At 73.7% G+C, this 25,754-nt stretch carries 2 protein-coding genes; both read left to right on the forward strand.

What is annotated here, in order from left to right; genetic code table 11:
- The first annotated feature begins 49 nt into the window (after positions 1-49).
- Positions 50-16,144 (forward strand): SDR family NAD(P)-dependent oxidoreductase, encoded by a 16,095-nt coding sequence (locus tag ACFYOH_RS40290; RefSeq protein WP_388636230.1) that lies wholly within the window; start codon positions 50-52, stop codon positions 16,142-16,144.
- 16 nt (positions 16,145-16,160) lie between these two features.
- Positions 16,161-25,718 carry a type I polyketide synthase gene (locus ACFYOH_RS40295; RefSeq protein ID WP_388636226.1) on the forward strand — a complete coding sequence of 3,186 codons (9,558 nt, stop codon included), beginning with the start codon at positions 16,161-16,163 and terminating at the stop codon, positions 25,716-25,718.
- The last annotated feature ends 36 nt before the right edge of the window (positions 25,719-25,754 follow it).

Genomic DNA, 25,754 nt, shown 5'->3' on the forward strand with positions numbered 1-25,754 from the left:
TCCGGCTCGCACACATCCCACCACTCTCACCACGGGGACGGCGTACATGGTGAACGAGGAGAAGTACCTCGATTACCTCAAGCGGGCGACGACCGATCTGCGCGAGGCCCGACGACGGCTTCGCGAGGTGGAGGAGCGGGACGCCGAGCCGATCGCCATCGTGGCGATGAGCTGCCGATACCCCGGAGGGGTGCACACCCCCGAGGACCTGTGGGAGCTCGTCGCCCACGGCGGCGACGCGGTCTCCGCCTACCCCGCCGACCGCGGCTGGGACACCGACGTCCTCTTCGACCCGGACCCGGACACCGACGGCCGGCCCAGGGAGTACGTCCGCGAGGGCGGCTTCCTGCACGACGCGGCCGAGTTCGACCCGGCGTTCTTCGGCATCTCGCCGCGCGAGGCGCTTGCGATGGACCCGCAGCAGCGGCTGCTGCTGGAGACCTCCTGGGAGGCGTTCGAACGGGCCGGGATCGACCCGACGACACTGCGCGGCAGCCGCACCGGCGTGTTCGCCGGCGTGATGTACCACGACTACGGAGCCCGCCTGTTCGCCGTGCCGGAGGAGGTCGAGGGCTTCCTGGGCAACGGCAGCTCCGGCAGCATCGCGTCGGGCCGGGTGGCCTACACCTTCGGCCTCGAGGGCCCCGCCGTCACCATCGACACGGCCTGCTCCTCCTCGCTCGTCGCCGTCCACCTGGCCGCGCAGGCGCTGCGCTCCGGCGAGTGCACGCTCGCCCTGGCCGGCGGTGTCACCGTCATGTCGACGCCCGGCACCTTCACCGAGTTCAGCCGTCAGCGCGGCCTCGCCCTCGACGGCCGCTGCAAGTCCTTCGCGGACGCCGCCGACGGCACCGGCTGGGGCGAGGGCGCCGGCATGCTGCTCCTGGAGCGCCTGTCCGACGCCGAGCGCAACGGCCACCGGGTGCTCGCCCTCGTCCGGGGCAGCGCGGTCAACCAGGACGGCGCGAGCAGCGGCCTTACCGCGCCCAACGGCCCCTCGCAGCAGCGCGTCATCCGCCAGGCCCTGGCCGCCGCCCGGCTGTCGCCCACCCACATCGACGCCGTGGAGGCGCACGGCACCGGTACGACGCTCGGCGACCCGATCGAGGCGCAGGCGCTGCTCGCCACCTACGGGCAGGGCCGGGAGGACGGCCGCCCGCTGTGGCTGGGTTCCGTCAAGTCCAACATCGGCCACACCCAGGCCGCCGCGGGCGTCGCCGGGATCATCAAGATGGTCATGGCGATGCGGCACGGAGTGCTGCCCCGGACCCTCCACGTCGACGAGCCGACCCGCAACGTCGACTGGTCGGCGGGCGCGGTCTCCCTGCTCACCGAACGGCGCACCTGGCCGGAGACCGGCCGTCCGCGCAGGGCCGCGGTCTCCTCGTTCGGCATCAGCGGCACCAACGCCCACACGGTGCTCGAACAGGCTCCCGAGGACCGGCCCGACGACAGCGCCGTACAGGACCGGCCGGACGGCGGTTCCGTACCGCACCTGTGGCCGCTGTCGGCCAGGACGCCCGAGGCACTGCGGGCCCAGGCCGAACGGCTCCGCGCGCACCTGACCGCCCACCACGGCACGACCGCCGCCGACATCGGCCGCACCCTCGCGACCGGCCGCGCGGCCTTCGACCATCGCGCGGTCGTTGTCGGCCGCGACCTCGACACACTTCTCGCCGGACTCGACGCACTGGTGGCCGGCCACCCCCTCCCGAACGTGGCCCACGGCCGGGCCAGGGCAGGGAAGACGGCGTTCCTGTTCACCGGGCAGGGCAGTCAGCGGCTGGGGATGGGCCGGGAGCTGTACGACGCCCATCCCGTGTTCGCCCGGGTGCTGGACGAGGTCTTCGAGCGGTTCGAACTGCCGCTGCGCGAAGCGGTGTTCGGCGATGAGCCCGGAGTTCTGGATCAGACGGCTTACGCGCAGCCCGCGTTGTTCGCGGTGGAGGTGGCGCTGTTCCGGCTCCTCGAATCATGGGGTATCAAGGCGGACTTCGTCTCCGGTCACTCGATCGGCGAGATCGCGGCGGCGCATTGTGCGGGTGTGCTGTCGCTGGCCGACGCGTGCACGCTGGTCGCCGCGCGTGGCCGTTTGATGCAGGAGCTGCCGTCCGGTGGTGCGATGGTGGCGGTGCAGGCGACCGAGGACGAGGTCACGCCGTACCTGACGGACGCCGTGAGCATCGCGGCGGTCAACGGCCCCGCCTCCGTGGTCGTGGCCGGTGACGAGGACGCCGTACTGCAGATCGCCGCCCGCTTCGAGGCGCAGGGCCGCAAGACCAAGCGCCTGACGGTCAGTCACGCGTTCCACTCGCCGCACATGGACGGCATGCTGGAGGCCTTCCGTGAGGTCGTCGAGGGCCTGACCTACGAGACCCCGCGCATCCCGGTCGTCTCCAACCTCACCGGCACCCTCGCGACCCCGGACGAGCTCACCAGCCCCGACTTCTGGGTCCGCCATGTGCGTGAGGCGGTCCGTTTCCACGACGGCATCCGCACGCTCGAAGCCCAGAACGTCAGCACGTTCATCGAGCTCGGCCCGGACGGTGTGCTCTCGGCGATGGCGCAGGACTGCGTCAGCGGTGACGGCCACGCCTTCGTCCCCGTGCTGCGCCAGGGACGGGCGGAGGCCGAGAGTGCGGCCGCCGCTCTGGCCCAGGCCCACGTACGAGGTGTGCCGATCGCGTGGAGCGAGGTGTACGCCGGGGCCGGGAGGCACCAGGTCGAGCTGCCGACCTACGCCTTCCAGCGCGAGAGGTACTGGCTGGACAGCGGCTACCCGCTCGGGGACGTGACCTCGGCCGGGCTCGGCGCGGCCGACCACCCGCTGCTGGGGGCGGCCGTCGCCCTCGCCGACACCGACGGCTTCCTCTACACCGGCCGGCTGGCGCTCGACACCCACCCGTGGCTCGCCGACCACACGGTCATGGGCTCGGTGCTGCTGCCCGGCTCTGCCTTCGTGGAACTGGCATTCCGCGCCGGTGACCAGGTCGGCTGCGACCACCTGGAGGAGATCACCCTCGAGGCGCCGCTGGTCCTGCCCGCGACGGCCGGGGTCCAGATCCAGCTGTGGGTCGGCCCGCCGGACGGGTCGGGCCGGCGCTCGCTGTCCGTGTACTCGCGGTCCGAGGAGGCGCCCGCCGACGCGCCGTGGACCCGGCATGCCGCGGGTGTGCTGACCACGGGGACCGTGCCGGCCGGGACCGCCGACCTGACGGTCTGGCCCCCCGAAGGCGCGGTCGCGCTGCCCCTCGACGGTCTGTACGACGGGCTGAGCGACGCGGGCCTCGTGTACGGACCCGACTTCCAGGGCGTGCGGGCCGCCTGGCGGCGCGGCGAGGAGATCTTCGCCGAGGTCGAACTGGGCGACGGCCAGCGGCCGCAGGCCGGCTCCTACGGGCTGCACCCGGCCCTGCTGGACTCGGCGCTGCACGCCCTCGGGCTCGGTGGAGTGGTGGCCGACGACGGCCCGGGCCGGCTGCCGTTCTCCTGGAGCGGAGTGTCGCTGCAGGCCGTCGGCGCGTCGGCCGCACGCGTGCGGCTGGCGGGCACCGGGCGGCCGGACGCGGTGTCCGTGACCGTCGCCGACGCCGTCGGCCGGCCGGTCGCCCGCGTCGACGAGCTGACGCTGCGCACGGTGTCGCCGGATCAGGTCCGCACCGGCCACCACGAGTCGCTCTTCCGGATCGAGTGGGCGGCCGTCCCGGTGCCCCCGGTGATCCCCGCCGGCCGGTGGGCCGTACTGGGTGACGGAGAGGCCGGACCGGTCGCCGACGCGGATCGGTACGCGGACCTGGACGGCCTGCGAGCCGCCCTCGACGCGGGTTCGGCCACCGTGCCCGACACGGTCCTGGCCACGTTCACGTCCCCGGACGCGGACACCGGCGCCGAGGCGGTGACCGAGGCGACCCGGCGCGCCCTGGGCCTGCTGCGGTCCTGGCTGGCCGACGAACGGTTCGCCGACGCCCGGCTGGTCTTCGTCACCCGTGGCGCGGTGGCCGCAGGCAGCGGCGAGACGGCCGGCGACCTGACGCACGCCGCCCTGTGGGGGCTGGTGCGTTCGGCGCAGTCGGAGCACCCGGAGCGCTTCGTCCTCGTCGACCTGGACGGTTCCTCCACCGCGCTTCCGGCCGCCCTGGCCTGCGGCGAGCCGGAGATCGCCGTGCGCGGGGGAGGGCTGCGGGCACCGCGGCTGGCCCGCGCGGCCGTCACCGACCCGAGCACGCGGCCCTACGACCCCGACGGCACGGTCCTCGTCACCGGCGCCACCGGCACACTGGGCGGCCTCGTCGCCCGCCACCTGGTGGCCCAGCACGGGGTACGCCACCTGCTGCTCGTCAGCCGCCGCGGCGGCGCCGGCGCGACCGGGCTGACCGCCGCACTGGAACAGGCGGGCGCCCAGGTCACCTGGGCCGCCTGCGACGTCGCCGACCGCGCCGCGCTTGCGGCCGTACTGGCCGGCGTTCCCCAGGCACATCCGCTGACCGCCGTCCTGCACACCGCCGGGGTGCTGGACGACGGTGTCGTCGGCTCGCTGACCACCGAGCGGCTCGGGCGCGTGTTGCGCCCCAAGGTGCACGCGGCACTCCATCTGCACGAGCTGACACAGGAGATGGACCTGTCGTCGTTCGTGCTGTTCTCCTCGGCCGCGGGCGTCTTCGGCAGCCCCGGCCAGGCCAACTACGCCGCCGCCAACACCTTCCTGGACGCCCTCGCCCACCACCGGCGCGCCCTGGGCCTGCCCGCGGTGTCGCTCGCCTGGGGGCTGTGGGACGCCGACGGCGGCATGGCGGGCGGCCTGGACGCCTCGGACGTCGAGCGGATGAACCGCGGCGGGGTGCGCGGCCTGCCCGCGGCCGAGGGCCTGCGGCTCCTGGACGCGGCCGCCTCGTCCTCCGAAGCCCTGCTGGTTCCCGCCCGGCTCGACCTGACCGCGCTGCGCGCCGACGCGGCCGCCGGCCCCGTTCCGCCGTTGCTGCGCGGCCTGGTCCGGGTCCCCGCCCGCCGGACCGCCGAGCCCCACGGCACCGGCACCGGTGCCTCCTCGCTCGCGCAGGACCTGGCCGGCCTCGGCGAGGCCGAGCAGGAACGCCTTCTGCTGGACCTGGTGCGCACGCATGTCTCGGCGACCCTCGGCCACCACAGCCCGCGCGCGGTCGATCCCGACGCGGCCTTCAAGGAACTCGGCTTCGACTCGCTGACCGCGGTGGAACTGCGCAACCGCCTGAGCGAGGCCACCGGACTGCGGCTCGCCGCCACCCTGGTCTTCGACCACCCCACCTCCGCCGTCCTCGCCCGGCACCTGCACGCCGAGATCATCGGCACGCGCACGGCCGAGACGGCCGCCGCGGTGGTCGCCGACGACCACGAGCCCATCGCGATCGTCGCGATGAGCTGCCGTTACCCGGGCGGGGTCCGTACCCCCGAGGACCTGTGGCAGGCGGTCGCCGCCGGCCTCGACGGGATCACCCCCTTCCCGGCCGACCGGGGCTGGGACGTCGACGGTCTCTACCACCCCGACCCCGACCACCCCGGCACCAGTTACACCCGCGAGGGCGGCTTCCTGCACGACGCGGGCGACTTCGACCCCGCGCTCTTCGGCATCAGCCCGCGCGAGGCTCTCGCCACCGACCCGCAGCAGCGACTGCTGCTGGAGACCGCCTGGGAGGCTTTCGAACGCGCGGGCATCGACCCGGCGTCCCTGCGCGGCAGCCGGACCGGCGTCTTCGCCGGCGTGATGTACCACGACTACGCCTCGCTGCTGGAGCAGGCTCCCGGCGTCGCCGAAGGCTCGCTCGGCTCGGGCGCCACCGGCAGCATCGCCTCCGGCCGGGTGTCCTACACCTTCGGCCTGGAGGGCCCCGCGGTCACCATCGACACGGCCTGCTCGTCGTCGCTGGTCGCCCTGCACCTGGCCGTCCAGGCCCTGCGCTCCGGCGAGTGCACGCTCGCCCTGGCCGGCGGCGTCACCGTCATGGCGACGCCCGGCACCTTCGTCGGCTTCAGCCGTCAGCGCGGCCTCGCCGCGGACGGCCGCTGCAAGGCGTTCGCTGCGGGCGCGGACGGCACCGGCTGGTCCGAGGGCGTGGGCCTGCTACTGGTGGAGCGACTGTCGGACGCCCGGAAGAACAGCCATCCCGTGCTGGCGGTGGTCCGCGGTACGGCGGTGAATCAGGACGGTGCGAGCAACGGCCTGACCGCGCCGAACGGGCCGTCGCAGCAGCGGGTGATCCGGCAGGCGCTGGCCAACGCCCGGCTGTCGGCCGCGGAGGTCGACGCGGTGGAGGCGCACGGCACGGGTACGACCCTGGGCGACCCGATCGAGGCGCAGGCGCTGCTGGCCACCTACGGGCAGGAGCGGGCCGAGGACCGGCCGCTGTGGCTGGGCTCCGTCAAGTCCAACTTCGGTCACACGCAGGCCGCCGCGGGTGTCGCCGGGATCATCAAGATGGTCATGGCGATGCGGCACGGCGTCCTGCCGCGGACCCTGCACGTCGACGAACCCTCGCCGCACGTGGACTGGCGGGCGGGCGCGGTGGAACTGCTGACCGAGGCCCGCCCGTGGCCCGAGACCGGCCGGCCCCGCCGCGCCGCGGTCTCGTCCTTCGGCATCAGCGGTACCAACGCCCACACCATCATCGAGCAGGCCCCGGTGGCCGTCGCGCGCGCACACCCCCAGCCGGAGCCCGTCCGGGCACCGGACCTGATCTGGCCGCTGTCGGCCGGGACCGAGGACGCCCTGCGCGCCCAGGCCGACCGGCTGCGCGGCCACCTGGCCGCCCATCCCGGACTGCGGCCGGCCGACGTCGGATACACGCTGGCCGCCGGGCGCGCCGCACTGGCACACCGTGCCGCCGTCGTCGGCCACGACCGGGACACCCTGCTCGCGGGCCTGACCGCGCTGGCCGACGGCACACCGGCGGCGGGCCTGCTGCGCGGCCGCGCAGCCTCGGGCGGCCGTACCGCGTTCCTGTTCACCGGCCAGGGAAGCCAGCGCCCCGGTATGGGCCGCGAGCTGCACGCCGCCCACCCCGCCTTCGCGGCAGCCCTGGACGCGGTCTGCGCGGAGCTGGACCGGCACCTGGAACACCCGCTGAAGGACGTCCTGTTCGGCACCGAACGCGAACCCCTGGACCAGACGGCGTACAGCCAGGCCGGACTCTTCGCGCTGGAGGTGGCACTGTTCCGCCAGCTCCAGGAGTGGGGGCTCACCCCCGACTTCCTCGCCGGGCACTCCATCGGCGAGCTGGCGGCCGCCCACTGTGCGGGGGTGCTGTCGCTGGAGGACGCCTGCGCGCTGGTCGCCGCCCGTGGCCGGCTGATGCAGGAACTGCCGTCCGGCGGCGCGATGGTGGCCGTCCAGGCCACCGAGGACGAGATCACCCCGTACCTGACCGACGCCGCGAGCATCGCCGCGGTCAACGGCCCCGCGTCCGTGGTCGTCTCCGGCGACGAGGGCGCCGTGCTCGGCATCGCCGCGGCCTTCGAGGAGCGGGACCGCAAGACCAAGCGGCTGACGGTCAGTCACGCCTTCCACTCCCCGCACATGGACGGCATGCTGGACGCCTTCCGCGAGGTCGCCGAAGGCCTGACGTTCCATGCCCCGCGCATCCCCGTCGTGTCCACCCGCACCGGCGCCCTCGTCACCGCGGAGGAGATCCGCACCCCGGGCCACTGGGTGCGGCACGTGCGCGAGACGGTCCGCTTCTGCGCCGCCGTCCGGGCCCTCGAGGACGAGGGCGTCACCACCTTCGTCGAACTCGGGCCCGACGGTGTACTGTCCGCGCTGGCGCAGGAGTGCGTCACCGGCGAGGGCACCGCCTGCGCCCCCACCCTGCGCGGCGACCGGCCGGAGACCGGCACCCTGACGGCCGCACTCGCCTTCGCCCAGACGCACGGCGCACAGCCGGACTGGGAGGCGGTGTTCGCGGGCACCGGAGCCGACCGCGTCGATCTGCCCACCTACGCCTTCCAGCACCGCAGGTACTGGCCGTCGCCGGCCGGCCGTGCCGGGGGCGACCCGGCCGTGCTCGGACTGGCGGCGGCCGGGCACCCGCTGCTCGGCGCGGCGGTGGAACTCGCCGACGACGACGGGACGGTGTTCACCGGCCGGCTGTCGCCGCGCACCCACCCGTGGCTCGCCGACCACGTCGTGTCGGGCTCGGTGCTGCTGCCGGGCACGGCGTTCGTCGAACTCGTCACCCACGCCGGCGGCCAGGTAGGCTGCGACCGGCTGGAGGAACTCGTCCTCGAAGCACCGCTGATCCTGCCGGAGCACGGCGCGGTGCACGTGCAGCTCGTGCTGGGCGCCCCGGACGACACCGGCCGGCGCCGGGTCACCGTTCACTCGCGCCCGGAGAGCGCGGGCGCCGAGGAGCCGTGGACCCGGCACGCCGACGGCACCCTGGCCACCGGCGCCGACGCGGCCTCCTTCGACCTGGCGGCGTGGCCGCCGCCGCACGCCACCCCCGTCGCGCTGGAGGGACGGTACGCGGACCTGGCCGCCGCCGGTCTGCACTACGGCCCGGCGTTCCAGGGGCTGCGGGCCGCGTGGGTGCGGGGTGAAGACGTCTTCGCCGAGGTCGAACTGCCGCAGGACGAACGGCCACAGGCGGGCGACTACGGTGTCCACCCGGCGCTGCTGGACGCGGTGCTGCACGCCGTCGGACTGGGCGGCTCCCTCGCCGCCGACGACGCGGACGGCACGGCACGGCTGCCGTTCTCCTGGAGCGGTGTGACCCTGCACGCGGGGGGTGCCTCCACGCTTCGGGTGCGGCTGACGAAGGCCGGCCCGGACGGCGTCGCCCTGGACGTGGCCGACGGCACCGGACGGCCGGTCGCGTCCGTCGGCTCCCTGGTGCTCCGGACGCTCCCGGCCGAGGGCATCCGCGCCGGTCACCGCCGGTCGCTGTTCCGCCTGGACTGGACACCCGTCGCCGTGCCGGCGGCCTCGTCCACCGGGGACCGGGCCGTCGTCGGTACCGACGACGACCTGCGGAGCCTCGGCATCCACGCCTCCGTACACGCCGATCTCGCGTCCCTGGCGGCCGACATCGCCTCCGGCGCACCCGCGCCGGAGACCGTGATCCTCCCCCTGACCCCTCCCGCCCCCGCCGGTACCGACCGCGCCGAGGCCGTGCGCGGCGCCGCCGTCGCGGCCCTCGCCGCCGTCCACGTCTGGCTGGCGGACGAGCGGTTCGCCGCGTCCCGCCTCGCCTTCGTCACCCGGGGCGCGGTGGCCACAGGGCCCGGCGAGGACGTCACCGACCTGACGCACGCCGCCGTATGGGGCCTGGTGCGATCGGCCCAGTCGGAGCACCCCGGCCGTTTCCTGCTGATCGACTCCGATGGCCTCGCCCACCCCGCACTGCCCGCCGCCCTCACCACGGACGAACCGCAACTGGCCCTGCGCAAGGGCCGATTGCTGGCACCCCGGCTGGCCCGCGCCACCGCGACGACCGACACCTCCCGCCTCGACCCGGACGGCACCGTCCTGCTCACCGGGGCCACCGGCACCCTGGGCCGCCTGGTGGCCCGGCACCTGGTGGCCGAGCACGGCGTACGGCACCTGCTGCTGACCAGCCGCCGCGGCACCGACGCCGAGGGGGCGACAGACCTCCTGGCCGACCTGCACGACTCGGGCGCAGCCACCGTCCGGCTCGTCGCCTGCGACGCCGCCGACCGGGACGCGCTGGCCGCCCTGCTGCACACCGTCCCCGCGGCGCATCCGCTCAACGCGGTGATCCACTGCGCGGGGGTGCTCGACGACGGGACCATAGGATCGCTGACCCCGGAACGCGTCGAACGGCTCCTGCGCCCCAAGGCCGACGCCGCCCTCAACCTGCACGAACTCACCCGCGGCCACGACCTGTCGGCGTTCGTGCTGTTCTCCTCGGCCGCCGGCCTGTTCGGCAGCCCGGGCCAGGCGAACTACGCCGCCGCCAACACGTTCCTCGACGCCCTCGCCCACCACCGCCGCGCCCAGGGTCTCCCGGCCGTCTCCCTCGCCTGGGGGCTGTGGGCCGAACCCGGCGCGATGACTGGCGAGTTGGACCGGGCCGACCTGGACCGGATGAGCCGCGGCGGTGTCACCGCCCTCACCACCGAGGAGGGACTCGACCTCCTCGACGCCGCGCTCGCACCGGGCGAGCAGCCGCTGCTCGTTCCGATACGGCTGGACACCGCCGCACTGGGCGCACACGCGGACGACGTACCGCCGCTGCTGCGCGGCCTGGTCCCGGCCCGCCCGCGTCGCAGCACGGAGAGCACCGGACAGCCCGGCGCAGGCTCGCTCGCCCAGCGGCTCACCGGACTGCCAGACGAGGAACGGCACAGCGTGCTGCTGGACCTCGTCCGAGCCCAGGTCGCCGCCGTGCTGGCCTACGACGCCGCACACCTGATCGAGACGGACAGCTCCTTCCGCGAGCTGGGCTTCGACTCGCTGACGGCGGTCGAACTGCGCAACCGGATCGGCAGCGCCACCGGTCTGCGGCTGCCCGCCACCCTGGTGTTCGACCACCCGACGCCCGTGGTCCTCGCCGAGTTCCTGTACGGAGAGCTGCTCGGCACCGACCCCCGCGCGACGGCCACGCCGGACACCGCGACGGCCGCGTCCGGCGACGGCGACCCCATCGCCATCGTCGGACTCGCCTGCCGGTACCCGGGCGGAGTACGCACCCCCGAGGACCTGTGGCGCCTGGTGGCGGAGGGCCATGACGCCATCGGGGAGTTCCCGGACGACCGCGGCTGGGACCTCGACGCGCTCTACCACACCGATCCCGACCGCACCGGCACCAGCTACACCCTCCGTGGTGGCTTCGTCGACGACGCCGCGCACTTCGACGCCGCGTTCTTCGGGATCAGCCCGCGCGAGGCCGTGGCGATGGACCCGCAGCAGCGGCTGCTCCTGGAAACCTCCTGGGAAGCCTTTGAGCGGGCCGGGATCGACCCGGCCTCGCTGCGCGGCAGCCGGACCGGTGTGTTCGCCGGTGTGATGTACCACGACTACGCGTCCCGGCTGTCGGCCCTGCCCGAGGGAGTCGAGGGCTTCCTGGGCACGGGCAACGCCGCCAGCGTGGTCTCCGGACGGCTCGCCTACACCTTCGGCCTGGAGGGCCCGGCCGTCACGGTCGACACGGCCTGCTCCTCGTCGCTGGTCGCCCTGCACCTGGCGGTCCAGGCGCTGCGCAACGGTGAATGCTCGCTCGCACTGGCGGGCGGTGTCACGGTGATGGCGACACCGGCGCCCTTCGTGGAGTTCAGCCGGCAGCGCGGGCTCGCCGCGGACGGCCGCTGCAAGGCGTTCGGCGCGGACGCGGACGGCACCGGCTGGTCCGAAGGCGCGGGTGTGTTGCTGGTGGAGCGCCTGTCGGACGCCCGCCGCAACGGTCACCCGGTGCTGGCGGTCGTGCGGGGTTCGGCGATCAATCAGGATGGTGCGAGCAATGGTCTGACGGCGCCGAACGGTCCGTCGCAGCAGCGGGTGATCCGGCAGGCGCTGGCGAGTGCCGGGCTGTCCGCCGCCGATGTCGACGCGGTGGAGGCGCACGGTACGGGTACGACGCTGGGTGACCCGATCGAGGCGCAGGCACTGCTGGCCACCTACGGCAAGGAGCGGGCCGAGGACACGCCGTTGTGGCTGGGCTCGGTCAAGTCGAACATCGGTCACACGCAGGCCGCGGCCGGTGTGGCGGGCGTCATCAAGATGGTGATGGCGATGCGGCACGGTGTGCTGCCGCGGACCCTGCACGTCGACGAGCCGACGCCGCACGTGGACTGGGCGGCGGGCGCGGTGGAGTTGCTGACGGAGGCGCGGGACTGGCCGGAGACCGGCCGCCCGCGCCGGGCCGCCATCTCCTCGTTCGGCTTCAGCGGCACCAACGCCCACACGATCATCGAGCAGCCGCCCGCGGCCACGGACAAGCCCGTTCCCGAGGCGGCACCGCCGGTGGTGCCGTGGGTGCTCTCCGGCCGGACCGAGTACGCGCTCGGGGCCCAGGCGGAACGACTGCGCGCCCACCTGCTCGACGCCGGCGAGGAGTATGCCCCCGTGGACGTCGGCTACTCGCTCGCGGCCCACAGGGCCGCGTTCGACCGGCGTGCGGTGGTCGTGGCGGATGGCCGTGACGGTCTGCTGGCGGGGCTTGAGGCTCTGGCCGAGGGACGCGGCGCGGCGGCCGGCCTGGTGACCGGGTCGGTGGCGTCGGGCAAGTCGGCGTTCCTGTTCACCGGGCAGGGCAGCCAGCGGCTGGGGATGGGCCGGGAGCTGTACGACGCCTACCCCGTGTTCGCCGAGGCGCTGGACGAGGTCTTCGCTCGGTTCGAACTGCCGCTGCGGGAAGCGGTGTTCGGCGATGACGCTCAGCTGATCGACCAGACGGCGTATACACAGCCCGCGTTGTTCGCGGTGGAGGTGGCGCTGTTCCGGCTGCTGGAATCGTGGGGTATCAGGCCGGACTTCGTCTCCGGTCATTCGATCGGTGAGATCGCGGCCGCTCACTGTGCGGGTGTGCTGTCGCTGGAGGATGCCTGCACGCTGGTCGCCGCGCGTGGCCGGCTGATGCAGGAGCTGCCGTCCGGTGGTGCGATGGTGGCGGTGCAGGCGACCGAGGACGAAGTCACGCCGTACCTGACCGACGCCGTGAGCATCGCGGCCGTCAACGGCCCCACCTCCGTGGTGGTCGCCGGTGACGAGGACGCCGTACTGGACATTGCCGCTTCCTTCGAGGCGCAGGGCCGGAAGATCAAGCGTCTGACGGTCAGCCACGCGTTCCACTCGCCGCACATGGACGGCATGCTGGAGGCCTTCCGGGAGGTTGCCGACGGTCTGTCGTACGAGGCCCCGCGGATCCCGGTCGTCTCGAACCTCACCGGCGCTCTCGCGACCGCCGAGGAGATCACCAGCTCCGGCTTCTGGGTCCGCCATGTCCGTGAGGCGGTCCGTTTCCACGACGGAGTCCGGGAGCTGGAGGCCCAGAACGTCAGCACGTTCATCGAGCTCGGCCCGGACGGTGTGCTCTCGGCGATGGGCCAGGACTGCGTCACCGGCGAGGACCATGCGTTCGTACCGGTGCTCCGCGCGGGCCGTCCGGAGCCGGAAACCCTGACCACGGCCCTCGCGCACGCCCACACCCGGGGCATCCCGGTGGACTGGCAGGCGTACTACGCCGGCACCGGCGCCCGACGCGTCGACCTGCCCACCTACGCCTTCCAGCACCAGCGCTACTGGCTGGAGGCGCCCGCGGGCTGGGTGGGTGATGTGGTGTCGGCCGGGCTGGAGGCGGCCGGGCATCCGTTGCTCGGTGCCGCGGCGGAACTGCCGGACCGCGAAGGGTTCGTGTTCACCGGGCGGCTGTCCCTCGACACGCACCCCTGGCTCGCGGAGCACACGGTGTCGGGTGCCGTGCTGCTGCCGGGCGCCGCGATGGTCGAGCTGGCAGTGCGCGCCGGGGATCAGGTGGGCTGCGACCTGGTCGAACAGCTCGTCCTCGAAGCTCCCATGGTGCTGCCCGAACGGGGCGCGCTCCAGCTGCGGTTGACCGTAGGGGAGCCGGACCAGTCCGAACACCGCTCCCTCGGGCTGTATTCGCGCCCTCAGGACGCGTCCGCCGACGAGCCGTGGACACGGCACGCCGCTGGTGTCCTGGCCGGTGCCCCGCTGGAGCCTGCCATCGCGCAGTCGGTACCCGAGTGGCCGCCACCCGGTGCCGAGACCGTCGACGTCGACGGGCTGTACGACGATCTCGCCGCCCTGGGACTCGGCTACGGCCCGGCCTTCCAGGGTCTGCGCGCCGCCTGGCGGGCCGACGGCGAAGTCTTCGCCGAGGTGGCGCTCGCCGGGGAACAGCGGGACGAGGCCGGTGCCTACGGGCTCCATCCGGCGCTATTCGACGCGGCCCTGCACGCCATCGGGCTGGGCGACTTCTTCCCGGCGGACGAGGACACGGCCGAACCTCGCACGACCCGGCTGCCGTTCGCCTGGGAAGGCATACGGCTGCACGCCGAGGGCGCGACGGCGGTGCGCGTGAGGGTGTCGCCTGCCGGTACGGACGCCGTCTCCCTGACGTTGGCCGACGAGACCGGGGCACCGGTCGCCTCGGTGGACTCGCTCGTGCTGCGCCCGCTCGTCGCCGACCACGCCGGTCGGGGTCACCATGACGCCCTGTGGCGCCTCGACTGGACGCCGCTGCCCGCAGCCGGTGAGGCGTACGCGCCCGCCGCGGACGGCCTGCCGAGGTGGGCCGTCGTGGGCGGCGACGACCTGAAGCTGGGTGCCGCCCTGCAGCGAGCCGGCGGACAGGTCGCCGCGTACGACGACCTGCGGGCGCTCGCCGACGCCGTCGCCGACGGGGATCCGGCACCGGAGATCGTGTTCTCCTCCTGCGTACCCGACCTGGCCCGCACCGCCGGTGTCGCCGCCGCGGCCCGCGAGGCGACCGGCGCGGTGCTCGGGCTGGTCCATGAGTGGCTCGCCGACGACCGCTTCTCCTTCGGCCCGTTGGCGGGCACGCGGCTCGCCCTGGTGACGCGCGGCGCGGTCGCCGTCGGCCCGGACGAGGACGTCGACGACCTGGTCCACTCGGCCCTGTGGGGACTGGTGAGGTCGGCGCAGGCGGAACATCCGGGCCGGTTCCTGCTGCTCGACCTCGACGGCGAGGACGGCCCGCTCCAGGCGCTGGCCGGCGTCCTGACCGGAGCGTCCGACGAGGCACAGCTCGCCGTGCGCGCCGGTTCGGTCCACGTGCCGCGGCTCGCCAGGGTCCCGTCCACCGAGGTCCGGCCGCGACCGGACCTCGGCCCCGAGGGGACGGTGCTGATCACCGGCGCCACCGGAACGCTCGGCCGCCTGCTGGCCCGGCACCTCGTCACCGCGCACGGAGTGCGGCACCTGCTGCTGGTCAGCCGGCGCGGCGCGGCGGCCGACGGCGCCCGTGAACTGGCCGCCGAGCTGGGCGAGACGGGAGCCACGGTGACCTGGGCGGCCTGTGACACGGCGGACCGCGAGGCCCTGGCCGCCGTCCTGGACGCGATCCCGGAGGAGCATCCGCTCACCGCCGTCGTGCACTCCGCCGGCGTGCTGGACGACGGTGTCGTCGAAGCGCTCACCTCCGAGCGCGTCGAGCGTGTCATGCGGCCCAAGGTGGACGCGGCCTGGAACCTGCACGAGCTGACCCGCGGTCACGACCTGTCGGCGTTCGTGCTGTTCTCCTCCGCAGCGGGCGTCTTCGGCAACCCCGGGCAGGCCAACTACGCGGCGGCGAACACCTTCCTCGACGCGCTCGCCCTGCACCGCCGTGCCCAGGGACTTCCGGCGGTGTCCGTCGCCTGGGGGCTGTGGGGCGAGGGTGACGGCATGGCGGCCACGCTGGACGAGGTCGGCCGGCAGCGGATCAGCAGGGGCAGCATGTCCGCCCTCGGCACCGACGAAGGCCTGGCGCTGTTCGACCTGGCCGGTGCGCTGGAGGAGGGGCTGCTGGTGGCCGCCCGCCTCGACCTCGGCCGTCCGCCGGCCGCGGCCGGCGGGGGCGCCGGGACAGTGCCGTCGCTGATGCGCGGACTGGTCCGTGCCCCCCGGCGCCGTACGGCCGCGGGCACGAGCGACTCCGACACGCGGACCTTCGCCGAACGCCTCGCCGGACTGTCCGCGGCCGAACGGGACCGGATCCTGCTCGATCTGGTACGCACCCAGGTGGCCGCCGTGCTCGGACACCAGCAGGCGGCCGCGGTCGAGCCGGACGCAGCCTTCAAGGAACTCGGCTTCGACTCGCTGACCGCGGTGGAACTGCGCAACCGCCTGAGCGGGGCCACCGGAATGCGGCTCGCCGCCACCCTGGTCTTCGACTACCCCACGCCCGGCGCCCTGGCCGGTCACCTCCGCACGCGGCTCCCGCAGCCGGATGGTGCCCCGTCCGTGTTCGGCGACCTCGACCGTCTCGAAGCCGCACTGGCCGGACTGAGCTCCGGCGAGACGGCACCGGACAGCGTCACCCGTTCGCGGATCACCATGCGCCTGCAGGCCCTGATGGCCAGGTGGGACGACGCCCAGGGGCCGGCGGACGACGCCGCCGACCCAGACAACGATCTTGAAACAGCCACAGATGACGAGCTTTTCGACCTGCTCGACGACGAGCTCGGCTCGTCCTGAGAAAGGACCCGACGCGATGGCGAACGAGGACAAGCTCCGCGACTACCTCAAGCGGGCCACTGCCGACCTGCGTCAGGCCCGCCGGCGGCTGCGCGAGGTCGAGGAGCGCAACCAGGAACCCATCGCCGTCGTGGCGATGAGCTGCCGCTATCCGGGAGGTGTACGCACCCCGGAGGACCTGTGGCAGCTGGTCCTGAACGGCACCGATGCCATCGGGCCGTTCCCCACCGACCGGGGCTGGGACGTCGATTCCCTCTACGACGCCGACCCCGACAAGGCGGGCTCCAGCTACGTCGGCGAAGGCGGATTCCTCTACGACGCCGGCCACTTCGACCCCGCCCTCTTCGGGATCTCGCCGCGTGAGGCGCTGGCGATGGATCCGCAGCAGCGGCTGCTGCTGGAGACGTCGTGGGAGGCGTTCGAGCGGGCCGGTGTCGACCCCACATCGGTGCGTGGCAGCCGTACGGCCGTGTTCGCCGGAGTCATGTACCACGACTACACGGCCCGCCTGGACGAGATCCCCGAAGGCGTCGAGGGCTTCCTCGGCACCGGAAGCTCCGGCAGCATCGCCTCCGGCCGCGTCGCCTACACCTTCGGGCTGGAGGGTCCGGCGGTGACGGTGGACACCGCGTGCTCGTCGTCGCTGGTCACCCTGCACATGGCGGTGCAGGCGCTGCGCGCCGGCGAGTGCGATCTGGCGCTGGCCGGCGGTGTCACGGTCATGGCGAGCCCGGCCACCTTCACCGAGTTCAGCCGTCAGCGCGGCCTCGCCGCGGACGGCCGCTGCAAGCCGTTCGCGGCCGCCGCCGACGGCACCGGCTGGGGCGAGGGCGTGGGCATGCTGCTGGTGGAGCGGCTGTCGGACGCCCGGCGCAACGGCCACCCGGTGCTGGCGGTGGTGCGCGGCAGCGCCGTCAACCAGGACGGTGCGAGCAACGGCCTGACGGCGCCGAACGGGCCGTCGCAGCAGCGCGTCATCCACCAGGCACTCACCAACGCCCGGCTGTCGGCCGACCAGGTCGACGCGGTGGAGGCGCACGGCACGGGTACGACGCTGGGTGACCCGATCGAGGCGCAGGCGCTGCTGGCCACCTACGGCCAGGACCGGCCCGCGGACCGGCCGCTCCTGCTCGGCTCCATCAAGTCGAACATCGGCCACACGCAGGCCGCCGCGGGTGTCGCCGGAATCATCAAGATGATCCAGGCGATGCACCACGGCGTCCTCCCCAGGACCCTCCACATCGACGAGCCGACACCCCATGTCGACTGGTCGGCCGGCGCGGTCTCACTGTTGTCCGACACCGTTCCCTGGCCGGAGACCGGCGAACCCCGCCGAGCCGCCGTCTCCTCCTTCGGTTTCAGTGGGACGAATGCGCATGTGGTGGTGGAGCAGGCGCCGGTGGAGGAGGGGTTGGAGCCGGGGTCGGGGTCGGTGGGGGAGCCGGGTCTGGTGGCTGGTGGGTGTGTGGTGTGGGCGTTGTCGGGCAGGAGTGCGGCGGCGTTGCGGGAGCAGGCGGGGCGGTTGCTGGCGTGGGTGGATGCGCATGAGGGTGTGCGTGCGGTGGATGTGGGTGTGTCGCTGGCGGTGGGCCGTGCGGGTCTGGAGCATCGTGCGGTGGTGGTGGGTGGTGAGGCTTCGCGGTTGCGTGCGGGGCTTGCTGCCGTGCAGGCGGGTTCGGTGGCGCCGGGTGTGGTGCAGGGGGTGAGCGCGGGGGGCAAGACGGTGTTCGTCTTCCCCGGACAGGGTTCGCAGTGGGCGGGCATGGCTGCGCAGCTTCTGGACGCTTCACCCGTGTTCGCTGCCCGGATCGGTGAGTGCGCGGCGGCGCTGGACCCCCTCACGGACTGGTCGTTGGTGGATGTGCTGCGGCAGGTGCCGGGTGCGCCGTCGCTGGAGCGGGTGGATGTGGTCCAGCCCGCCCTGTTCGCGGTGATGGTCTCCCTGGCCGAGTTGTGGCGGTCGGCGGGTGTGCAGCCCGCTGCCGTGCTTGGCCATTCCCAGGGGGAGATCGCCGCCGCGTGTGTGGCGGGCGTCTTGAGTCTTGAGGATGCGGCGCGGGTGGTGGCGTTGCGCAGTCAGGCGATCGGCCGGGTTTTGGCCGGGCGTGGCGGGATGGTGTCGGTGGCGCTGCCGGTGGCGGTGGTGCGGGAGAGGATCGCCGTCTGGGGTGAGGAGCGGGTGTCGGTGGCGGCGGTGAACGGGCCGTCGTCGGTGGTGGTCTCGGGTGAGCCGCGGGCGCTGGAGGAGTTGCTGGCCGCCTGTGAGGCGGAAGGGGTGCGGGCCCGCAGGGTGCCGGTGGACTACGCGTCGCATTCCGCGCAGGTGGATTTGCTGCGTGAGGAGTTGCTGCGGCTGCTGGACGGGATTGAGCCGCGGCCCGCGCGGGTGCCGTTCCTTTCCACGGTCTCCGGCCGGTGGGTGGAGGGTCCCGAGCTCGCGGCGGAGTACTGGTTCGACAACTTGCGTCGCACGGTGGAACTCGACGGTGCCGTAAGGGTGCTGGTGGAGCAGGGTTTCGGTGCGTTCGTGGAGTGCAGTGCGCATCCGGTGCTGGCGATGGGTGTGCAGGAGAGCGTCGAGGACGCGGGCCGGCAGGCCGCCGTGGTGGGGACGCTGCGCCGGGACGAGGGGGGAGTGGAGCGTTTCCTGGTGTCGTTGGGTGAGGCGTTCGTGCAGGGTGTGTCGGTGGACTGGAAGGCGGTGTTCGCCGGGACCGGTGCCCGCCGGGTCGACCTGCCCACCTACGCCTTCCAACACCAGAACTACTGGCTTGAATCAGGAGCCGCCCCGGCCGCACAGGACACCATCCCCAGCGACTCCGTCGAAACCCGCTTCTGGGAGGCGGTGGAGCGGGAGGACTGGGAGACGCTGGCCGCCGAGCTGGCGGTCGACGGGGACCAGCGGCTGAGCGAGGTGCTGCCCGCGCTGTCGTCCTGGCGGCGGCAGAGCCGTGAGACGTCGACCCTCGACGGATGGCGGTACCGGGTCACCTGGAAACCACTGCCGGACAACTCGACGGCCCCACGCCTCTCCGGAACCTGGCTGCTGCTGACGTCCCCGGACAGCCAGGGATCACTGGCGACCGGCATGACCCAGGCCCTCACCGAACGAGGCGCTGAAGTACAGCAGTTGGTGGTCAAGTCCGCCGACCGGGAAACGCTGGCTGCCCTGCTGCGCGAGGAGCTCGGCGAGGGGGAGCCAGTCAGCGGGGTGCTGTCGCTGCTCGCCCTGGACGCCGGGCAGCCCCTGCACAGCTCCCTCGCCCTGGTCCAGGCCCTCGGCGACGCGGAGGTCACGGCACCGCTGTGGTGCGCCACCCGCGGCGCGGTCTCCGTCAGCCCCTCCGAGCGGCTGGAGAACCCGGAGCAGGCGCTGGTGTGGGGCCTGGGCCGGGTGGCCGCCCTGGAGCACGGTGAGCGGTGGGGCGGTCTGCTCGACCTGCCGTCCGCGGCCGGTGACGAGGCCGATGAACGGTCGCTGAAGCGTCTGGCGGACGTGCTCGCGGCGGCCGGTGACGAGGATCAGCTCGCGCTGCGGCCCGCGGGAGTGTTCGTACGACGGCTGGTGCGGGCCCCGCTGGACCGCACCCCGGCGGTCCGTGACTGGCGGCCCGGGGGAACGGTGCTGGTCACCGGCGGGACCGGCGCGCTGGGCGCGCACGTGGCCCGGTGGCTGGCCCGCAACGGTGCCGGGCACCTGCTGCTCACCAGCCGCAGTGGCCCCGACGCCCCCGGCGCCGGCGAACTGCGTGAGGAACTCACCGCCCTGGGCACGGAAGTGACCGTCGCGGCCTGCGACGTCGCCGACCGCACCGCCCTCGGTGAACTGCTCGCCGCGATACCGGAGGACCGGCCGCTGACGGCCGTGGTGCACACCGCGGCCGTACTCGACGACGGTGTCATCGAGGCACTCACGCCGGACCAGCTGGACCGGGTGCTGCGGGTCAAGGTGGAGGCGACCCGGCATCTGCACGAACTGACCAGGGACCTGGACCTGTCGGCGTTCGTGCTGTTCTCCTCCTTCGCCGCCACCTTCGGCGCCCCCGGCCAGGGCAACTACGCGCCCGGCAACGCCTTTCTCGACGCCTTCGCCCAGTACCGGCGCGACGCCGGGCTCACGGCGACGTCCGTGGCCTGGGGACCGTGGGGCGACGGCGGCATGGCCGAAGGCGCGGTGGGCGACCGTATGCGCCGCCACGGCGTGCTCGAGATGGCGCCCGAACTCGCGGTCACCGCCCTGGGCCAGGCCCTGGACCGGGACGAGACGGCACTGACCGTCGCCGACATGGAGTGGAAGCGCTTCGTCCTCGCCTTCACTTCCGGCCGGCCGCGCCCCCTGCTCGGCGACCTGCCCGAGGCACGCGCCGTGATGGACGGCATGCGTGCGGACACCGAGGCCGACGGGGCCGGCGGCAGCGCGCTGCTCCAGCAGCTCGCGGGCCGGCCGGAAGCCGAACAGGAGCGCGCGATCCTGGAGTTGGTGCGCACGGCCGTGGCGTCCGTCCTCGGCTACGCGGGTCCGGAGGCGGTCGAGTCGGGCCGGGCCTTCAAGGAGCTCGGCTTCGACTCGCTCACCGCCGTCGAACTGCGCAACCGCCTCGGGGCCGCCACCGCGCTGAAGCTCCCGCCGACCCTCGTCTTCGACTACCCCACCCCCACCGTTCTGGCCGGGCATCTGCGCCGCGAGCTGTCCGGTACGACCGGCGCGATCGCGGCCCCGCTGCCGGCCGTGGCCGGCGTCGCGGACGACGAGCCCGTCGCCATTGTGGCGATGAGCTGTCGTTTCCCGGGTGATGTGCGGTCGCCGGAGGATCTGTGGCGGTTGCTGGTCTCGGGTGGGGATGCGTTGTCCGGGTTCCCGGTGGACCGGGGTTGGGACGTGGAGGGGCTGTACGATCCGGATCCGGACGCGCAGGGGACGTCGTACACGCGTGAGGGTGGTTTCCTGCGGGAGGCGACGCGTTTCGATCCGGGGTTCTTCGGGATCTCGCCGCGTGAGGCGCTGGCGATGGATCCGCAGCAGCGGCTGCTGCTGGAGACGTCGTGGGAGGCGTTCGAGCGGGCGGGGATCGACCCGGTGACGCTGCGGGGCAGCCAGGCCGGTGTCTTCGTCGGCACCAACGGCTCCGACTACTCCATGGTCATGCAGGCCTCCGACACCGGATACGAGGGTCATCTGGCCACGGGCACGGCGGGCAGCGTCGTCTCCGGCCGCGTCGCCTACACGTTCGGGCTGGAGGGTCCGGCGGTGACGGTGGACACCGCGTGCTCGGCCTCGCTCGTCGCCCTCCACCTGGCGGTGCAGGCGCTGCGCAACGGCGAGTGCTCGCTCGCGCTCGCCGGCGGCGTCACGGTGATGTCGACACCCGGCACCTTCATCGAGTTCAGCCGGCAGCGCGGACTGTCCGCGGACGGCCGCTGCAAGGCGTTCTCCGCCGACGCCGACGGCTTCAGCCCGGCCGAGGGCGTCGGCCTGCTGGTCGTGGAGCGGCTGTCGGACGCCCGTAAGAACGGTCATCCCGTGCTGGCGGTGGTCCGCGGATCGGCGATCAACCAGGACGGTGCGAGCAACGGACTGACCGCGCCGAACGGTCCGTCGCAGCAGCGGGTGATCCGGCAGGCGCTGGCCAACGCCCGGTTGTCGGCCGCGGACGTCGACGCGGTGGAGGCGCACGGCACGGGTACGAGCCTGGGCGACCCGATCGAGGCGCAGGCGCTGCTGGCCACCTACGGCCAGGGGCGGGCGGAGGACCGTCCGCTGCTGCTGGGCTCGGTGAAGTCCAACATCGGGCATACGCAGGCCGCCGCGGGTGTGGCGGGTGTGATGAAGATGGTGCTGGCGATGCGGCACGGTGTGCTCCCGCCGAGTCTGCACATCAGCGAGCCGACCCCGCACGTCGACTGGCCCACCGGAGCCGTAGAGCTGCTCACCCGGCCCACCGACTGGCCGCAGACCGGCCGGCCGCGCCGAGCCGCCGTCTCCTCCTTCGGCTTCAGTGGCACCAACGCCCACGCCGTTCTCGAAGAAGCTCCGCAGGACCAGGCGGAGCACTCCGACGACCCGCACGGCGACACCACCCTGCCCCTCACGGATGGCACGGTGCTGCCGTGGGTGCTGTCGGGCAGGACCGAGACGGCGCTGCGCGACCAGGCGCAGCGGCTCCTTGACCATCTGGAGGAGCACACCGACCTGGAACCCGCCGACGTCGGTTCCTCCCTGGCGCTCACCCGTTCCGTGCTCGACCACAGGGCCGTGGTGATCGGCCGCGACCGAGCCGGCTTCGTCAGCGGACTGCAGGCACTGACCCAGGAGCGAGCACTGCCCGGGCTCGTGCAGGGGTCGGGCACGGGGAGCAAGGGGGTGTTCGTGTTCCCCGGACAGGGGTCGCAATGGGTAGGCATGGCCTCCGCGTTGTTGGACGCTTCACCCGTGTTCGCTGCCCGGATCGATGAGTGCGCGGCGGCGCTGGACCCCCTCACGGACTGGTCGTTGGTGGATGTGCTGCGGCAGGTGCCGGGTGCGCCGTCGCTAGAGCGGGTGGATGTGGTCCAGCCCGCCCTGTTCGCGGTGATGGTCTCCCTGGCCGAGCTGTGGCGGTCGGCGGGTGTGGAGCCCGCCGCCGTGCTCGGCCATTCCCAGGGGGAGATCGCCGCCGCCTGTGTCGCAGGCGTCTTGAGTCTTGAGGATGCGGCGCGGGTGGTGGCGTTGCGCAGTCAGGCGATCGGCCGGGTTTTGGCCGGGCGTGGCGGGATGGTGTCGGTGGCGCTGCCGGTGGCGGTGGTGCGGGAGAGGATCGCCGTCTGGGGTGAGGAGCGGGTGTCGGTGGCGGCGGTGAACGGGCCGTCGTCGGTGGTGGTCTCGGGTGAGCCGCGGGCGCTGGAGGAGTTGCTGGCCGCCTGTGAGGCGGAAGGGATCCGGGCCCGCAGGGTACCCGTGGACTACGCCTCCCACTCCGCGCAGGTGGATTTGCTGCGTGAGGAGTTGCTGCGGCTGCTGGACGGGATCGAGCCGCGGCCCGCACAGGTGCCGTTCCTTTCCACGGTCTCCGGCCGGTGGGTGGAGGGTCCCGAGCTCGCGGCGGAGTACTGGTTCGACAACTTGCGTCGCACGGTCGAACTCGACGGTGCCGTAAGGGTGCTGGTGGAGCAGGGTTTCGGTGCGTTCGTGGAGTGCAGTGCGCATCCGGTGCTGGCGATGGGTGTGCAGGAGAGCGTCGAGGACGCGGGCCGGCAGGCCGCCGTGGTGGGGACGCTGCGCCGGGATGACGGGGGAGTGGACCGGTTCCTGGCGTCGTTGGGTGAGGCGTTCGTGCAGGGTGTGTCGGTGGACTGGAAGGCGGTGTTCGCCGGGACCGGTGCCCGCCGGGTCGACCTGCCCACCTACGCCTTCCAACACCAGAACTACTGGCCCCAGGCCTCCCCTCTGGAGACGGTTCCCGTGGCCTCGGTCGACCCGGCCGACGCTGCCTTCTGGGAAGCGGTCGAACGCGAAGACCTGCAGGCGCTGGCCGACACGCTGGAGCTCGCGGACACAGAGCCCCTCGGTCCCGTACTGCCCGCCCTCTCGTCCTGGCGGCGGCAGAGCCGCGACCGGTCGACGGTCGACAACTGGCGCTACCGGGTCACCTGGACACGGCTTGCCGACGAGCGTCCGGCACGACTGACCGGCACCTGGCTGCTGGTGGTGCCCGGGACAGCGGCCGACGGCCAGTGGGCCGCGGCGGCGGGCCGCGCGCTCGCCGAACGCGGAGCGACGGTACGCACCTTGGTCCTGACCGAGTCCCACCCCGAACGCAAGGTGCTCGCCGACCGGCTCGGCGAAGAGACCGTCGACGGCGTCTCGGGCGTCCTCTCCCTGCTGGCCTCCGCTCCCCACCCGCAGGCTCTGCACGGCTCCCTCGCCCTGCTGCAGGCGCTGGGCGACATCGGCGTCGACGCCCCGCTGTGGTGCGCCACGCACGGCGCGGTCGGCGTGGGCGGCACCGACACGGTGACGGACCCGGAACAGGCCCTGCTGTGGGGATTCGGCCGCACCGCGGCCCTGGAACACCCCGAGCGCTGGGGCGGCCTGGTCGACCTGCCCGAGACCCCCGACGAGCGATCGCTGACGCGGCTCACCGCCGTGCTGGCCGGCGACGGCGGGGAGGACCAGCTCGCGGTCCGCACCACCGGGGTGTTCGCCCGCCGCCTGGCCCGCGCCCCCTTGGCCGACTCCGCACCCGCCCGGAACTGGCGGCCCGGTGGGACGGTGCTGGTCACCGGCGGGACCGGCGCGCTGGGCGCGCACGTGGCCCGGTGGCTGGCCCGCAACGGTGCCGGGCATCTGCTGCTCACCAGCCGCAGTGGCCCCGACGCCCCCGGCGCCGGCGAACTGCGTGAGGAACTCACCGCCCTGGGCACGGAAGTGACCGTCGCGGCCTGCGACGTCGCCGACCGCACCGCCCTCACCGGACTCCTCGCCGCAGTCCCCGCCGACCGGCCGCTCGCCGCCGTCGTCCACGCCGCCGGCGTCCTCGACGACGGTGTCCTCGAGGCCCTCACGCCGGACCGCTTCGCCACCGTCCTCGGACCGAAGGCGGACGCCGCACGCAACCTGCACGAGCTCACCCGCGATCTCGAGCTCTCCGCGTTCGTGCTGTTCTCCGGTGTGGCCGGCACCCTCGGCGACGCCGGGCAGGCCAACTACGCGGCGGCCAACGCCTACTTGGACGCCCTCGCCGAACACCGCAGCGCCGCGGGTCTGCCCGCCACCTCGATCGCCTGGGGACGCTGGGGCGACGGCGGCCTGGCCGCCGACGGCGCCATCGGCGACCGGCTCGACCGGGGCGGAGTGCCGGCCATGACCCCGCGGCTGGCGATCCGCGCGCTGCAGCAGGCGCTGGACCACGACGAGACCACGGTCGCCGTGGCCGACATCCAGTGGGACCGCTTCGCGCCCGGCTTCACCGCCGTACGCCGCAGCCCGTTCATCGGCGAGCTGCCCGAGGTACGCCTGCTCGAGCGGACCAGCGCCTCCGACGAGGCCACGGGAAGCGCGGCGTCGGCGGCCGAGGCACTCCGGCAGCGGCTCGCCGGAATGTCCCGGGCGGAGCAGTCCCTCGTGGTACTCGAACTGGTCCGGACGCAGGCCGCCGCGGCACTCGGCCACCCCTCGACCGCCGAGGTCGGTGCGTCACGCGCCTTCAAGGAACTCGGCTTCGACTCCCTGATCGCGCTCGAACTGCGCAACCGGCTCAACGCGGCGACCGGACTGCGCCTGCCGGCCACCCTGGTCTTCGACCACCCGACCCCCGCGGCGCTCGCCGACGTCCTGCGCGCCGAGATCACACAGGACGGCGGCGCGGCCGCGGCTCCCGGCATCACTGAACTGGAACGGCTGGAGTCCGCCCTGTCGGTGCTGGACCCGGACGCGGAGACACGGACCGACATCACGGCGCGGCTGCGGGCCCTGCTCACGAAGTGGGAGGAGACCGAGCCCGGGTCCGCACCGGACGGCGAAGCGGTGGCGGGCCGGCTCCAAGAGGCGACGCCCGACGAGGTCTTCGCCTTCATCGAGAACGAGCTCGGAATTTAGCACTACAGCGTGCGCGCACTGGCAGCGCGTCGTTCG

The organism is Streptomyces sp. NPDC007856, assembly GCF_042868225.1.
Lineage (GTDB): Bacteria > Actinomycetota > Actinomycetes > Streptomycetales > Streptomycetaceae > Streptomyces.